The organism is uncultured Paraglaciecola sp. (genome assembly GCF_937123705.1).
GTDB lineage: Bacteria > Pseudomonadota > Gammaproteobacteria > Enterobacterales > Alteromonadaceae > Paraglaciecola.
Window position 1 is genome coordinate 132,070 of sequence record NZ_CAKZKO010000138.1, and the last position, 14,613, is coordinate 146,682.

Consider the following 14,613-nt stretch of genomic DNA (forward strand, 5'->3'; position numbering starts at 1 on the left):
TACTTCTAATTTGAGCAAGATATTATCATTTAGTCATTTACAATGAACCTCTGATTTAGCAAATATTCATTTTTGACACCCTTTACAGATTAACTCTATAAAATACAACACCTTGTGATAAGCTGGTATCTATCTAGGCTATAAATACAATCTTATATTTATGAACCTTCATTCCTTCAGAAAAGAACTTGCCACGCCACGCACTTCTATTCAGTTATGCGCAGTCGCTGTGGTAGCCGGGGTAAGTGCTGCCAGTTTAATCATCTTGTTTCGGTTATCTATCGAATGGGTTCAGCTATTATTTTTGCCAGAGGTGAATGACTTCGCAGGTATCACACCTACCACTCGGTTACTTTTACCTTTAGTGGGCGCCTTGTTAATCATACTGTTCGCCTATTTAACTGGCTTTAAACACTATCGTATGGGCATTCCATTTGTCATCCATAGGGTTAAAAATTATTTTGGCCATATTCCTGTTCGCACTGCGATAAATCAGTTTTTAGGAGGAACCCTTGCGCTAGCAACAGGTTTTTCTGTGGGCCGAGAAGGGCCATCTGTTCATCTTGGGGCATTTGGTAGTAGTTTTATTGGCCAGTGGCTCAAGTTACCCGATAACAGCATTCGTATCTTGTCTGGTTGTGGTATCGCTGCCGCGATATCTGCTTCCTTCAACACTCCTTTTGCTGCTGTTATTTTTGTGATGGAAGTAGTATTGCGGGAATACAAAATTCATATTTTTATTCCTATCATGCTTGCTGCTGCCTGTGGAAGTGTTATGACAAGGGCGGTATTTGGAGAAGCTCAAGAATTAGCATTCATTCACTTCGCGAATTTTAATTACTGGATATATCTGTATTTGGTGGTGGTTGGCATAGTGCTAGGTGCATTGGCCACATTTTTTAATAATAGCCTGATGACAGTCATCCGTGGTTTTCACCGTTTTGATATGGTTCGCCGTTTGCTCATTGCCGGAGCAGTTACAGGCATAGTAGGTTTCATTTTACCCGAAGCACTAGGTGCCCACTTTCACTCAACCCATAATTTATTTGCGCAACATTTTGATGTGCAATTTTTGTTATGGGTGGTAAGTGCTAAATTTCTATTAACTATTATCGCCTTAGGGCTGGGTGTGCCGGGCGGTATTATGGGCCCAGTTTTTGTGATTGGCATGTTAAGTGGAGTGCTTTTGGCCAGCCCTTTGGGCTTTTTTGTATCTGATCCCACAGCACTTCACGAGAGCTTTTCTTTATTGGGTATGGCTGGACTGATGGCTGCAGTATTACATGCTCCGCTGGCGGCATTATCTGCAGTGATGGAGCTAGCTTATAGCCCAGAAGTTATACTTCCAGCGATTCTGGTCATTGTGCCAGCTTATGTTACTGCGACACAGTTTTTGGGTAATCGTTCGGTGTTTATTCGCCAGCTCGACTATCAAAAGTTGCCTTATACCCTTTCCTCGGTCATGTCTTTTTTACAAAAAACCGGGGTGATAGCGGTCATGGACACAAAATTTAAGCTTGCCAAACAAGGTAAAGAACATCTGAATTCTGAGATTACTGATGCTGATAGTGGCACCTTAGTGTATAAATCAATGGTAAATGACCAAGTCGAATACGCTCAGGTAAGTCATAATAAAAACGAACACTGCGATGCGACAGAGCTAACATTCACACCCATGCAAGCCGTTAAATACCAAGCCACATTGGCAGAGGTATATGCCATTTTGTCTCCTCAAAGAGCCGGTGCTGTTTGCATTTATTCTGACAGTGCTGATGATATAATTGGCATCATTACTTGGGAAACCTTAAGCCTTTATTTACATCAAGCTAGCTATTAGGAAACACAATTTTTTATGACAATATTTTGGGTCAAAGCGCTGCATCTTTTTTTTATGGTGGCATGGATGTCAGGCATATTTTACTTACCAAGGCTGATGGTCTATCACGCACAAACAGATATTCAAGCAGTTAAAGATCAGTTCAAGGTAATGGAAAGACGACTATGGTTTTTTGTGACGCCTTTTGCCTTTTTAACCCTAGTGTTTGGTGTATGGCTAATCAGTTTATATGGTAACGAGTGGTTTAAGGCTGCCAGGTGGCTGCATATAAAACTGACCTTAGTGCTGTTCATCTACGCCTACCACTTTTATCTCTTTTCATTAGTACGAAAGTTTTCCAGAGACGAAAACACTCATTCTCCACGCTTCTACCGTTTTCTAAATGAAGCGCCCGTTTTGCTTGTTTTAGCTATTATTATTTTGGCTGTTGTAAAGAATCTATAAAATGTCGTGAATAGGTTATACTAAAGACAAACTCAGGGAGCTTAGATATGGATGTCAACCAAAAACGCCTCAAATCATTACTCGATCAGATTGATTCTGCATTTGAACAATATAAACAACACCCAGAATCAGAAGATTATGCGCAAGCATACGAAGAAGCCAAAACGGCAGTCGATCATTACATGTCAGAAATTCGCCAGTCAATGGATCAAAAAGGGAAAAATTCCTAAGCCGCTTAGTTGCAATATTGCGAATATCAGGTCGGTATTTATGTAGATTGGTATTAGTCCTTTTCATAGAAAATGTTATCATGGCAAAATCTAATTGTGGATGACGCCAGTATCACCCACATAGTCTCAATTCATACCATTCATTGAAGAGCCAAATTACATGTCAGATAAATTAGCCAGTCATTACACCGATATTCTTTCCATTTTGGGAGAAGACGTCAGCCGTGATGGACTAATAGATACGCCTAAGCGCGCGGCAAAAGCCATGCAGTTTTTAACCGACGGCTATGAGAAAGATTTAAATGATGTGGTAAATGGCGCCGTTTTCGAAGCAGACACAGATGAAATGGTGATTGTACAAGATATCGAATTCTACTCTTTGTGTGAACACCACATTTTGCCCTTTATAGGCCGCTGCCATATCTCCTACCTTCCAAAAGGTAAAGTTTTAGGGCTATCAAAGTTTGCTCGCATTGTGGACATGTATGCAAGACGCCTACAAATTCAAGAAGGCTTAACCAAGCAAATTGCCGATGCCGTGCAGCAAGTTACTGGTGCTTCGGGTGTAGGCGTAGTGATGGAAGGTAAACACATGTGTATGATGATGCGCGGAGTGCAAAAACAAAACTCCTCTATGATCACTTCAGTGATGTTAGGTTCAATGCGCACATCGGATGCCACCCGCAATGAGTTTTTGCGATTAATTGGTAAATAAAACTCTGGTATTACAACCTTTGTCCGTTAGGGTTTGATGCTACCTGTCAGTTAACACTGGCCATAAAAACGCTGAGCATCAACTCAGCTTTTTTATGACACTTAAACATCTTATTTACTGTAAACAACTAACGCTCAACCACAGCATTGTGGTAAACATGTTGCACATCATCGCAGTCTTCTAACATATCCATAAATTTGTCAAACGTGGCCACGTCTTCGCCACTTACAACAGATTCTGTTTGCGGGATAAAGGTAATTTCTTCGGCATCAAATTCAATATCGGGATTGCTATCGGTTAGTGCGGTTCGAGTATTATTAAATTCGGTATGAGGCGCATATACAGTCACCACGCTATCTTCACACTCAACTTCGGTCACATCTACATCTGCTTCCATTAAGATTTCTAATACGGCATCTTCATCATCACCTTTAAAAGCAAAAACTGCCTGATGATCAAACATATGCCCTACTGTACCTTCAACGCCCAATTTCGAACTGGTTTTAGTAAAGCAATTACGTACATCAGTAATGGTGCGGTTATTGTTGTCAGTTAAACAATCCACAATCACCATGCAGCCACCAGGGCCAAATCCTTCATATCGAGCTGGTACGTAATCCTCTCCTGCACCACCTGCTGCTTTATCAATCGCTTTTTCAATAACATGGCTAGGTACTTGGTCTTTTTTGGCTTTTTCGACCAATCTACGCAGTGCCAAGTTTGCTTGAGGATCTACCCCGCCGTTTTTGGCAACAACGTATATTTCTTTACCGTATTTTGAGTAGACTTTAGTTTTGGCTCCAGCAGTTTTTGCCATTGAGACTTTGCGTACTTCAAACTTTCTTCCCATTTAATAATTCTCTTCTAATAATGTCGAAAAACTTTAGCGTATAGGTTTGATTTTACCGATATTCAAGGCAGATAACAAAACCCATTGCACCTAATACCATTAATCCGTAAAACAATTTATGTTAAGGAATATGCTCTGAGGCAAGGTAGTCGTGAGACTGCATTTCTTTCAGGCGGCTTAAGCATCGTTTAAACTCAAAACTTAATTGACCTTCAGTGTAAAGGGTTTCCATCGATACCTCTGCCGACATAATTAACTTCAGATTACGCTCATAAAACTCATCCACCATAGCAATAAAACGCCTAGCAATATCGTCTGTGGCTTGCCCCATCTGCTCTACGTTAGCTATGAGCACAGTGTGATATAAACGACTTATCTCCATGTAGTCGGTCTGGCTACGAGGACCATCACAGATGGCACGAAATTCAAACATTACCACGCCATCGGCATAATGTAAGGTTGAAATATTCCGCCCTTCTACTTCTATATCTTGGTTTTTGCAGCCTAGTTCAGGGGCCAGTTGCGCAAAATAGGTATGCAAATTTTGGGTAGCTTGAGTATCTAGGGGGTAATGATAAATTTCTGCTTGCTCCAGTGTACGTAAACGATAATCTACGCCACTGTCAACATTGACTATGCGAGTATTTTGGTTGATGAGTTCAATTGCAGGTAAAAACCTAGCTCGCTGTAAGCCATTTTTGTACAAGTCGTCTGGTACTATATTTGAGGTGGCCACTAGCACTATACCTTGGCTAAAGAGTTCCTCCATCAAAGTGCCTAAAATCATGGCATCTGTTATATCGGAAACAAAAAATTCATCGAAACATATTACTTTCGCTTCATTGGCCAAGGTTTTAGCAATGAGTTTCAAGGGATCGGCTTGACCACCTAAGGTTTTAAGCTCCTGGTGTACTCTGTGCATAAAGCGATGAAAATGAATACGCAGCTTTTGATTAAAAGGCAAACATTCGTAAAAAGTATCAACTAAGTAGGTTTTACCTCGGCCAACCCCGCCCCAAAAATATAACCCCTGAATACATGGCTTTTTCATTCCCTTTCCAAATGCACTCTGCAACTTAACTCGCCAAGTGCGTTTTTGCTCTGGATGGGTTAATTCATCAAACAAGCGTTGTAATTCTTTGACCGCGTTTTCTTGTGCTGCATCATATAGAAATTCAGGGGCTTGTAGATCGACTTGATACTTCTGCCAAGGTGTGTGCTCAACCATCCTTTTGGATTTTCCTATAACTAATGAGTGTTTATTAACACTTGAATACAAATAAAATGTCCGCATTAAAAATGCTCGACGTATAATAACAAATATTACAAGCTTGCTCATGGTCATTAGGCGATAAATAATGCCATAGTAGTGAAGTGAATGAACAAATATACCTAAAAGAAATAGGAGAAGTTATGGATTGGTTGATGGGGTTATTGTTGCTAGTTATCGGTGCAGCCGCTGGATTTTTTATAGGCAAAATTTTTGGTCAAGAAAAACAAACTTTATCGGATAAATCAGAAAGCGAGCAAACAATTCAAGAGTTAATGAAACAACAAGCTGTGGCTCATGTACAACAAAGCAAACAAATTGCAGAAGTACTTATGGCGCAATCGTCTACATTGAAACGGCAATTAGAGGATTACGAGCAACTTTTAATAAGTCAACAACATGGCGATGAAGACAGCGCATTGAGTTTTTTTGGCGAACACACCACCGCTTATCTACGTAACAAAAATACCGCGGCGGTTCGTGAAAAGTCTAGCTCAGATGTACAACCACTAGACTTCTCTTCTCAAAGCTCAGGCTTATTCTCTGGTAACGATGAAGCGCCGATAAAAGAAAGCAAATAGTGAACTTTTTCATTTATTAAGCAGTCTGTGTGTTCTAGACATTTTGTGTGTTCTATACAGTCTGTTTAGTATTTTTAAATCTTGAAATTGGAGATAACAATCGATGAACAAAGTAGGCAATCGTTTTTTAGTGACCTGTTGTATTGTGGCTGCGACTATGTCTGTGAATTTAGTATCCCATGCTGCTTTACCTTTCTTTTCAAATGACAAAAATCAAGTACCTAGCCTTGCACCCATGCTGGATAAAGCGACCCCTGCCATAGTCAGTATTTCAGTTGAAGGCACTCAAGTTTCTCGGCAACGTGTTCCCGAAATGTTTAAACATTTTTTTGGCGGCCCAGATGAGCAGGTTCAAGAAAGACCCTTTAAAGGCCTAGGTTCGGGCGTCATTATTGATGCCAAAGCGGGTTATGTAGTAACCAATAATCATGTAGTAGACAATGCCGATGAAATTACCGTCAAGTTAACTGATGGACGTGAATTTAAAGCAAAGAAACTAGGCGCTGATAAACAAAGTGATATTGCACTACTAAAAATAGAGCCTGATGCGTTAACCGCTCTGCCGCTAGCTAATTCAGATGAATTGCGCGTGGGTGATTTTGTGGTGGCTATTGGTAATCCATTTGGCCTTAATCAAACGGTCACCTCGGGAATTGTAAGTGCCCTTGGACGATCTGGTTTAAATATTGGTGGATATGAGAACTTTATCCAAACAGATGCGGCAATCAATAGAGGAAACTCAGGTGGTGCACTGGTCAGCCTAAGAGGTGAATTGGTTGGCATTAACACCGCGATTTTCGGACCAAATGGTGGCAATGTTGGCATTGGCTTTGCCATCCCTAGCAACATGATGAAAAGCTTAGTCGACCAAATTATTGAGTTTGGTGAAGTTCGTCGTGGCTTACTTGGTATTATCGGGCAAGACATCGATTCAGGCTTAGCTGAAGCCATGAATTTAGATGTCAATCAAGGAGCATTTGTTAGTGAAGTGTCACCCGATTCTGCGGCAGATAAAGGTGGTATTCAGGCCGGTGACATCATTATTGAAATTAATAACAGAGCTGTAGCCAGCTTTCTAGAGTTAAGAGCGAAAGTGGCTAGCAAAGGAGCGGGGGCTAAGCTTGAGTTAACCGTACTTCGCAAAGGAAAACGTATAACAATACAAGTAGTACTAGGCGATGCGACCCAAAATGTCGTAGTGGCCAAAGAAATACACCCTGCCTTAGAAGGCGCAACCTTAAGCAACGGTAAAACCCAGCAAGGTGACGATGGGGTGATGATTTCGGAACTTGCTCCACGCTCTCCTGCGGCGCGCATTGGATTGCAAGACGGTGACGTGATTATTGGCATTAATCGCAAAAAGATTGATACAGTGGTGCAATTACGAAGCGAATTAGCAGATGCTAAAGGTGTTATCGCCCTAAATGTTAAACGCGGTATCTCCTCTTTGTATTTAGTGATCCGTTAAAATGCCCCATTGATAGTACCGCTGCTTCCCAGTGGTGCTATCAACTCTCTGATTTCAATGTTATTATTCATCAATCCCGCTGTTATAATAATTAATACTGCTTGTGCTAAAAACATTACTTTTTTTACTAAAATCTATTCTTATTGGCATAATCATTTCTTCTGTCATTTTGGCTCTCGTCCCAGACTTACGTCAAGGTAGTGGCCTTCCACTCACACTATTTACTCAACCAGAGAGTTCAAAGAAGATCAGCTATAACTCTGCGGTTAACGCAGCAGGCCCAGCAGTGGTTAATATCTATAGTCAAAGTATTGAACGAAGTGCTTACAATCGTCGTCAGCCTATAGAAAGAACGAGCTTAGGATCTGGCGTGATCATGACATCCAACGGCTATATCTTGACCTGTTATCATGTTATTGCTAATGCCAAGCTCATTTTAGTGGCGTTTCAAGATGGGCGACGTGAAGAGGCCCAAATTGTAGGCTACGACCCAATAACAGATCTTGCAGTACTCAACGTTTCAGTAGAAAACCTACACGCAATACCACAACTTGATGATCCTAAAACCTTGGTGGGGGACTTAGTTTTGGCCTTAGGTAATCCTTACAACTTAGGACAAACCGTTACCCAAGGCATTGTTAGCCGGATAAATAACAATGGTTTGAATAATTTCTTCGACTACATACAAACAGATGCGGTGTTAAATGAAGGTAACTCTGGTGGTGCGCTCGTCGACAGCGAAGGCTATTTAGTGGGTATTAATAATGCCAATTTTCAAACTCGCATTAGCCGCAGCCGCGTTGAATCTGTTGACGGCGTGTCTTTTGCGGTGCCTTACAACTTAGCTAAAAAAGTCATGGATGAAATCATCGCTACCGGTAAAGTAACACGTGGGGCATTAGGCTTTGTAGGTGCTCAAGAGAGACCCAATAGCACGGGAATAATAGTGACTGCAGTTTCACAAGGGAGCCCAGCAGAAGCGGGAGGCCTGCAAATTAGAGACCTGATATTATCTGTGGACAAGCTTCAAACCACCAGTATCCGTGATACTTTAGACTACATTTCAAATACCACACCCGGCCAAACCGTCACCTTTAAAGTGAACAGAAATGGTAAAATTATAGAGTTACAAATGGTTGTGGCAGAATTGCAATAGCCTTCTGCCTTAACAAGTCATTTATTGCTAGAGGCTTATATGGTTTCCCTGTTACCCAGACTTGGGGTTAATCATTAACCCGTTTAATGTTAGCACCCACACCGTTTAGCTTTTGTTCAATATGCTCATAACCACGATCGAGATGATAAATGCGATCCACTGTGGTTTGTCCTTGAGCGACTAATCCAGCAATCACAAGGCTAGCCGATGCTCTTAAGTCCGTGGCCATAACTTGAGCGCCTTTTAAGCTTGACTTGCCATTGCACACAGCGCTATTTCCCTGCAAGGATATGTCCGCCCCCATTCGCTGCAACTCGGGTACGTGCATAAATCTATTTTCAAAAATATTTTCAGTCACTACCCCTGTGCCTTCAGCCAAACAGTTCAGAGCAACAAATTGCGCTTGCATATCTGTAGGAAATCCTGGGTGAGGAGCCGTTTTAATATCAATACTTTTAAGCTCCCTGTTAGTCATATCTAACTCAATCCAGTCGTCACCAATAGTAAGTTTTGCTCCGGCTTTGGAGAGCTTATCTAGCACTGCCTCTAGGGTTTTTGGAGCCGCCTGAACGCAGCGAATTTTGCCACCTGTTACTGCAGCCGCGATTAAAAAAGTACCGGTTTCAATTCTATCTGGCAATACTCGATAACGGCATCCTGATAGAGATTCGACACCTTCAATGGTAATTTTATCACTTCCAGCGTTTGTCACTTTAGCGCCCATTGCGTTTAAGCAATCTGCAAGGTCAACAATTTCGGGCTCTCTTGCAGCGTTCTCTAAAATGGTTGTACCTTGCGCCAAACACGCAGCCATCATAAGATTCTCTGTAGCTCCCACGCTCACCACATCCATAAATATACGTGCACCTTGCAACTTTCCTGCAACTGAAGCTCTGATATATCCACTGTCTACATCAATTTTAGCGCCCATCTGTTGTAGCCCTTGCAAATGCAAATTCACCGGCCGAGCGCCAATAGCACATCCACCAGGCAAAGACACATTCGCCTTACCAAACTTGGCTAAAAGTGGACCCAACACCAGAATAGATGCACGCATGGTTTTGACCAATTCGTAGGAGGCATCGAAATGATGAATTGAACTTGGGTCAATCACGACTGACTGTCCATCTTGACGATAGGCTTTGGCGCCTAATTCACTCAGTAAAGATAAGCTTGTGTGAATATCTCTAAGCTCGGGCACATTATCAAAATAACAGGTGGAATCTGCCAATATACTTGACATTAAAATGGGTAACGCCGCATTTTTGGCGCCAGAAATAGCCACCGTGCCATTTAAAGGTGGGCAAGCCTCTATAATTAATTTGTCCATGACGACACTCTATTCAAAATTACTTGGGGTGATGTGTTTTTTGTGGTTCTACTGAGGAAGGTTAAACATTTTTTCACGCTTCCATTGCGCTTCAGTGAAAGTCTTGATAGACACTGCATGCATACTGCCTTCGGCTATTTTTTCGGCTAAAGGTGCGTACACAAACTGTTGCTTCTTCACTCGGCTCATATCGGTAAACTGATCACTCACCGCTATAACTTGAAAGTGAGATCCATCACCTGTTACATGTGCCTCAGCTAAGTTTAAGGTTTCGATCAAAAGTGTTGAAATTTGTTGATTATCCATGACAGATCCAGATGTGTATTGAAGGTGACTATTGTACCGACAAAAAACTGTCTACGTCGCTTATTTTTGCAAGCTTTAGTAAGCTTTCTGGAATATTTTTAAGTTCAATCTGTATAGGTCGGCGCTGGGCATGTTTCAAGAAATTCATTACCCAAGCTAGCGCTGCAGTGTCTGCATGATCCACGCCGCCTAAATCAAGGGTTAATACGGCATCAGCCGTGATCTGTTGACAGCCCTTTTTAAGGCTGTCTAACGCCGCAGATTTAGGGATTGTATGGCGATTAAAGTCGCCTCGCAAATTAAAACACCCTGCAGCTGCCTCAGTCACGGCCAATGCTTCCACTTAACTGCCCTTCTTTTCAGCGTCAATATTGATAGGCTTGCTGATTGTATTATTCATTAAGTCGATAACTTTCTGTAACCCATCTTTTCTCAAAATAGACTCAAACTCACTCTGTTTACTAGATAAAAGGCTGATACCCTCTGCCACCATATCGTATGCTTTCCACTCATTGGTATTTTTATTTTTACGTAATTTGAATGCCAAATTGATATCGGGTCGGCCCGACTCTTTAACCACGGCTCTTACCGTTACCATAGTTTCATCTGTTACTTCACGAACAGGCTGAAATTCAACATCTTGCCCATTGTAATATGCCATACCTAACGCATAGGTTGTTATCAAATACGAGCGAAATATACTGATGTATTCAGGAATCTTGTCACGCGGAACACTTTTATAGTATTTTCCGAGTACCTTCAATGCTGAAAATTTGTAATCTATGTATGGCAGCAACTCCTCTTCCATTACCTTTCTTAAGAGCTCAGGATTATCATCTATCAACTGCCGTTCTTGCTTTATTCTATTAAAGGTTTTTGTGCCCACTTCTTCTAACAAAACGTAAGGATTGATTTCCTGCGCTTGTGTTACTGCTGAGCAAAACATTAATATTCCACTTATTAGAAATAGTGTCCATTTCTTCATCACGTAATTTTCTCCCATCATCGACAAGGATTATCAGTCGTTGCTACTAAATAAAAATTGACCTATAAGGTCTTCCAAAACTAAGGCTGATTTGGTGTCTTCTATGTAGTCACCTTGAGCTAAATTTTCAATACCATCTATAGCAAAGCCTGGTTGAAAGCCAATATATTGTTCACCTAACAATCCTGAAGTCAGTATGGATACCGAACTGGTTTCAGGAAATTGATCAAATTCAGAAGAGATACTCATAGTTACAACAGGAGTGAAGTCACTATTGCTAAGCGTAATATTGTCGACTCTTCCTATAGTTACCCCGCCCACCTTTACTGCTGAACGTACTTGTAACCCACCAATATTGTCAAATTTGGCATATAAAATATAAGTATCATCGCTACTGGACATGCTTTGATTAGCCACTTTCAGCGCTAACATAAGTCCGGCAGCTATTGTTAAGGCAACAAAGACACCCACTAATAATTCCGCTTTTTTAGATTTCATTCCCATTTCCTTTACTCAATTCCGAACATTAATGCGGTTAAGATAAAATCTAACCCTAGTACAGCTAACGATGAAAACACCACTGTTTCTGTGGTTGCTTTACTGATACCTTCTGAGGTGGGTACAGAATCATATCCTTTAAAGGTGGCGATCCACGTGATTACAAACGCAAACACTATGCTTTTAATGATGCCATTCACCACATCTTTATTCCAATCTACAGTTGACTGCATAATAGACCAATAACTGCCTGAATCTACACCTAACCAGTCCACTCCCACTAAGTGGCCACCTATAATACCTACAGCGCTAAAAATAAGGGCCAACATAGGCATAGCAATAATGCCAGCCCACAGCCGCGGAGCAATAACCCTTCGTAGTGGATCGACAGCCATCATTTCTAAACTACTAAGTTGCTCGGTTGCTTTCATTAATCCTATTTCAGCAGTCAGTGCTGAACCAGCACGCCCTGCAAACAATAATGCCGTAACCACTGGCCCCAATTCTCTCAATAAAGAAAGTGACACCATAGGACCAAGGCTGCCTTCAGCGCCATAACCAACCAATATGGTGTAGCCTTGAAATGCCATGACCATACCAATAAACAACCCCGAAACCACGATAATTAGCAGAGACTGTACACCCACTACATATACTTGCTTAACGGTTAAAGGGATCAACTTTAGTGGTTGTGGTTTGGCAATAACTGCACCAAACAACATAAAGCTAGCCCGCCCAAACATCTCTAAACGATTCAGGGCCCCTGCCCCTAAACTAATTAACCAATTCATACTGCGCTTCCTAAAAATGCTTGTGCGGGGCTACTGGCAGGAAAATGAAAAGGCACCGGACCATCAGCATGGCCTTGTAGAAACTGCTGCACTAAAGGCGAGTCACTATTTTTGATTTGATCTGGTGTACCACTTCCAATAACTTTTTTCTCGGCCAATATGTAAATATAGTCAGCAATAGTTAACACTTCTGTGACGTCATGGGTCACAACCACACTAGTGAGCTGTAGGGCATCATTTAAAGCTTTGATAAGTTTTACTAATACACCCATTGAAATAGGATCTTGCCCTGCAAATGGCTCATCGTACATTATCAGCTCAGGATCTAAGGCAATAGCTCTAGCTAGTGCGGCGCGGCGCGCCATACCACCAGATAACTCCGCAGGCATTAAATCTGCTGCACCTCGCAATCCAACAGCTTGCAATTTCAGCATAACCAGAGTGTGTATGATGGACTCGGATAACATTGTATGTTCTCGTAACGGGAATGCGATATTGTCAAACACCGACATATCGGTAAATAACGCCCCACTTTGAAACAACATACTCATTTGCCGGCGTACTTCAAAAAGCCGCGTTCGACTCATACCTGGTATAGATTCATCCTTAAATTTCACATCACCTTTATCGGGTATCAACTGGCCCCCCATCAATCGCAACATAGTGGTTTTTCCAATGCCACTAGGTCCCATTATAGCGGTAGTCTTACCTTTCTTAATCTGCAGTGAAATATTGTCGTATATCATACGACCACCACGACTAAAGGTTAGATTATTAATTTCAATCAAGTTTTCCATTACGACAGAAACATTCCAAATTGGTTTATCAAGCCAAGTATAAAGAGGGTCATTATATTAGTTTTAGCCATGAAATAACAAAAACAAAAAGTAACAAGGTATATACGATTTAATAAAATTTTTGCTGAATATGAGCTTAATAGCATTCAAAAACCACATTGCTATCTATGCTGAGTTTAATCATAAACCCACTACTATTTGGCGCATTATACATACCTAAAATTGCATAGTCTGAATATATGTTGTGCCTTGCCACTCATAGCAGCAAAAATATTTCAAAATGAATAATAAGGGCTTATTTATTTTAACACGCATATGCAAAGCCCTCGCTTTTTGCGACAATTACTTTTGGTTTTTAATTCCTATCAAAAGTAGAAGTGAATTTTGTGATTTTAGAAGTATGTTATTTCCTAGTTTGGTTAATCGTTTTAAGTTGGGGCGCAGATAGATTTGTCTTTGGTGCTTCGGCCTTTGCGAAAAACTTAGGCGTGTCACCCATGATCATTGGCCTTACTATTGTTGCTATGGGCTCGTCAGCGCCTGAAATAATGGTCGCCGCCACGGCTTCCTTCAACGGCAATACTAATACCGCTGTGGGTAATGCATTGGGTTCAAATATTACCAATATAGCATTAGTGTTGGGCTTAACTGCACTTCTTAAACCACTTTCAATAGCATCAAGCGTACTTAAAAAAGAAATGCCCGTCTTACTATTAGTAAACTTGCTCGCGGTTTATTTTTTATCTGATTTTTTATTGCTTAAGATAGAAGGCATTGTATTAATTGCGTTATTTTTTGTCGTCATAGGTGGGCTCACATGGGTAGCTTTTAACATGGAAAAAGACGACCCGATACAAACTGAAACCGAAAATGAAATTCCATCTAATGTTCCCACAATCAATGCCGTAATGTGGCTGATTTTAGGCATAATATTGCTGCCGCTTAGCGCTCATTTTATGGTAGATTCGGCTGAAACAATCGCCCGCTACTTTGGTTTAAGTGAATTAGTAATTGGTTTAACCATTATTGCAATAGGTACCAGTTTGCCTGAGTTGGCAGCTTGTATTGCCGGCGTATTAAAAAATGAAGATGATTTAGCTTTGGGTAATATTATCGGCTCCAATATCTTCAATTTGTTAGCTGTGTTAGCCATGCCTGGTCTTATTGAACCCGGTTTGATAGATGAAAATGCCGCTACTCGAGATAGTTACGTGATGTTAGGTTTAACAGGACTATTGATAATATTTAGCTTTAATTTTATTGGAAGCAGACATATCAACCGAATTGAAGGTTTGTGCTTAATTACTTGCTTCTGTGCATATCAATTTATGTTATTTAGTTAATATAACAACCCT

Annotated in this window: 17 protein-coding genes; 8 read left to right on the forward strand and 9 right to left on the reverse strand. The window is 41.0% G+C overall.

The window, feature by feature from the left end:
* Nucleotides 1-160: 160 nt before the first annotated feature.
* From Q0688_RS17755 to folE, 4 genes are all read left to right on the forward strand, one after another.
* Nucleotides 161-1,837, forward strand: a complete 1,677-nt coding sequence (locus Q0688_RS17755) for a chloride channel protein (protein ID WP_299080044.1) — start codon at nucleotides 161-163, stop codon at nucleotides 1,835-1,837.
* Between the two features lie 15 nt (nucleotides 1,838-1,852).
* Nucleotides 1,853-2,281 carry a CopD family protein gene (locus Q0688_RS17760; RefSeq protein ID WP_299080048.1) on the forward strand — a complete coding sequence of 143 codons (429 nt, stop codon included), beginning with the start codon at nucleotides 1,853-1,855 and terminating at the stop codon, nucleotides 2,279-2,281.
* Between the two features lie 47 nt (nucleotides 2,282-2,328).
* Nucleotides 2,329-2,511, forward strand: coding sequence for a hypothetical protein (locus tag Q0688_RS17765; RefSeq protein WP_299080050.1), 183 nt, complete (start codon nucleotides 2,329-2,331; stop codon nucleotides 2,509-2,511).
* Nucleotides 2,512-2,671: 160 nt separating this feature from the next.
* Nucleotides 2,672-3,226 (forward strand): GTP cyclohydrolase I FolE, encoded by a 555-nt coding sequence (gene folE, locus Q0688_RS17770; RefSeq protein ID WP_299080055.1) that lies wholly within the window; start codon nucleotides 2,672-2,674, stop codon nucleotides 3,224-3,226.
* Nucleotides 3,227-3,353: 127 nt separating this feature from the next.
* Here the strand turns inward: folE and Q0688_RS17775 are convergent, their stop codons facing one another.
* Together Q0688_RS17775 and zapE are read right to left on the reverse strand one after the other, a co-directional pair.
* A complete protein-coding gene (locus tag Q0688_RS17775; RefSeq protein ID WP_299080058.1) occupies nucleotides 3,354-4,076 on the reverse strand; it encodes a YebC/PmpR family DNA-binding transcriptional regulator in 723 nt (240 codons plus the stop codon).
* A gap of 121 nt (nucleotides 4,077-4,197) precedes the next feature.
* A complete protein-coding gene (gene zapE / locus Q0688_RS17780) occupies nucleotides 4,198-5,304 on the reverse strand; it encodes a cell division protein ZapE (protein ID WP_299080061.1) in 1,107 nt (368 codons plus the stop codon).
* A gap of 185 nt (nucleotides 5,305-5,489) precedes the next feature.
* Between zapE and Q0688_RS17785 the strand changes: the two genes are divergently transcribed.
* The 3 genes from Q0688_RS17785 to Q0688_RS17795 all read left to right on the forward strand — a co-directional run bounded on the left by Q0688_RS17785 (nucleotide 5,490) and on the right by Q0688_RS17795 (nucleotide 8,551).
* Nucleotides 5,490-5,927 carry a DUF1043 family protein gene (locus tag Q0688_RS17785; protein WP_299080064.1) on the forward strand — a complete coding sequence of 146 codons (438 nt, stop codon included), beginning with the start codon at nucleotides 5,490-5,492 and terminating at the stop codon, nucleotides 5,925-5,927.
* 103 nt (nucleotides 5,928-6,030) lie between these two features.
* Nucleotides 6,031-7,395 carry a DegQ family serine endoprotease gene (locus tag Q0688_RS17790; RefSeq protein WP_299080067.1) on the forward strand — a complete coding sequence of 455 codons (1,365 nt, stop codon included), beginning with the start codon at nucleotides 6,031-6,033 and terminating at the stop codon, nucleotides 7,393-7,395.
* A 103-nt stretch (nucleotides 7,396-7,498) separates the two neighbouring features.
* Nucleotides 7,499-8,551: a trypsin-like peptidase domain-containing protein gene (locus Q0688_RS17795; RefSeq protein WP_299080070.1), complete on the forward strand. Its 1,053-nt coding sequence runs from the start codon at nucleotides 7,499-7,501 to the stop codon at nucleotides 8,549-8,551.
* Nucleotides 8,552-8,618: 67 nt separating this feature from the next.
* On the opposite strand, the gene murA is transcribed toward Q0688_RS17795, so the two are convergent.
* From murA to Q0688_RS17830, 7 genes are read right to left on the reverse strand one after another with little or no spacing between them, the layout of a single operon-like run.
* Entirely contained in the window at nucleotides 8,619-9,881 is a 1,263-nt protein-coding gene (gene murA / locus Q0688_RS17800) for a UDP-N-acetylglucosamine 1-carboxyvinyltransferase (RefSeq protein WP_299080073.1), read from the reverse strand.
* 48 nt (nucleotides 9,882-9,929) lie between these two features.
* A complete protein-coding gene (locus Q0688_RS17805; RefSeq protein WP_299080076.1) occupies nucleotides 9,930-10,187 on the reverse strand; it encodes a BolA family protein in 258 nt (85 codons plus the stop codon).
* Nucleotides 10,188-10,215: 28 nt separating this feature from the next.
* Nucleotides 10,216-10,530 carry an STAS domain-containing protein gene (locus Q0688_RS17810; RefSeq protein ID WP_299080079.1) on the reverse strand — a complete coding sequence of 105 codons (315 nt, stop codon included), beginning with the start codon at nucleotides 10,528-10,530 and terminating at the stop codon, nucleotides 10,216-10,218.
* Nucleotides 10,531-11,172: an ABC transporter substrate-binding protein gene (locus Q0688_RS17815; protein ID WP_299080082.1), complete on the reverse strand. Its 642-nt coding sequence runs from the start codon at nucleotides 11,170-11,172 to the stop codon at nucleotides 10,531-10,533. It abuts the gene before it with no gap.
* 33 nt (nucleotides 11,173-11,205) lie between these two features.
* Nucleotides 11,206-11,670, reverse strand: a complete 465-nt coding sequence (gene mlaD, locus Q0688_RS17820) for an outer membrane lipid asymmetry maintenance protein MlaD (RefSeq protein ID WP_299080085.1) — start codon at nucleotides 11,668-11,670, stop codon at nucleotides 11,206-11,208.
* Between the two features lie 11 nt (nucleotides 11,671-11,681).
* The gene (gene mlaE / locus Q0688_RS17825) at nucleotides 11,682-12,461 is read right to left on the reverse strand and encodes a lipid asymmetry maintenance ABC transporter permease subunit MlaE (protein ID WP_299080088.1); all 780 of its coding nucleotides are present in this window, start codon (nucleotides 12,459-12,461) and stop codon (nucleotides 11,682-11,684) included.
* The gene (locus Q0688_RS17830) at nucleotides 12,458-13,258 is read right to left on the reverse strand and encodes an ATP-binding cassette domain-containing protein (RefSeq protein ID WP_299080091.1); all 801 of its coding nucleotides are present in this window, start codon (nucleotides 13,256-13,258) and stop codon (nucleotides 12,458-12,460) included. The genes mlaE and Q0688_RS17830 overlap by 4 nt, the downstream gene beginning before the upstream one ends.
* Before the next feature lie 386 nt (nucleotides 13,259-13,644).
* Here Q0688_RS17830 and Q0688_RS17835 point away from each other — a divergent pair, with 386 nt between their 5' ends.
* Entirely contained in the window at nucleotides 13,645-14,601 is a 957-nt protein-coding gene (locus Q0688_RS17835; protein ID WP_299080094.1) for a calcium/sodium antiporter, read from the forward strand.
* The last annotated feature ends 12 nt before the right edge of the window (nucleotides 14,602-14,613 follow it).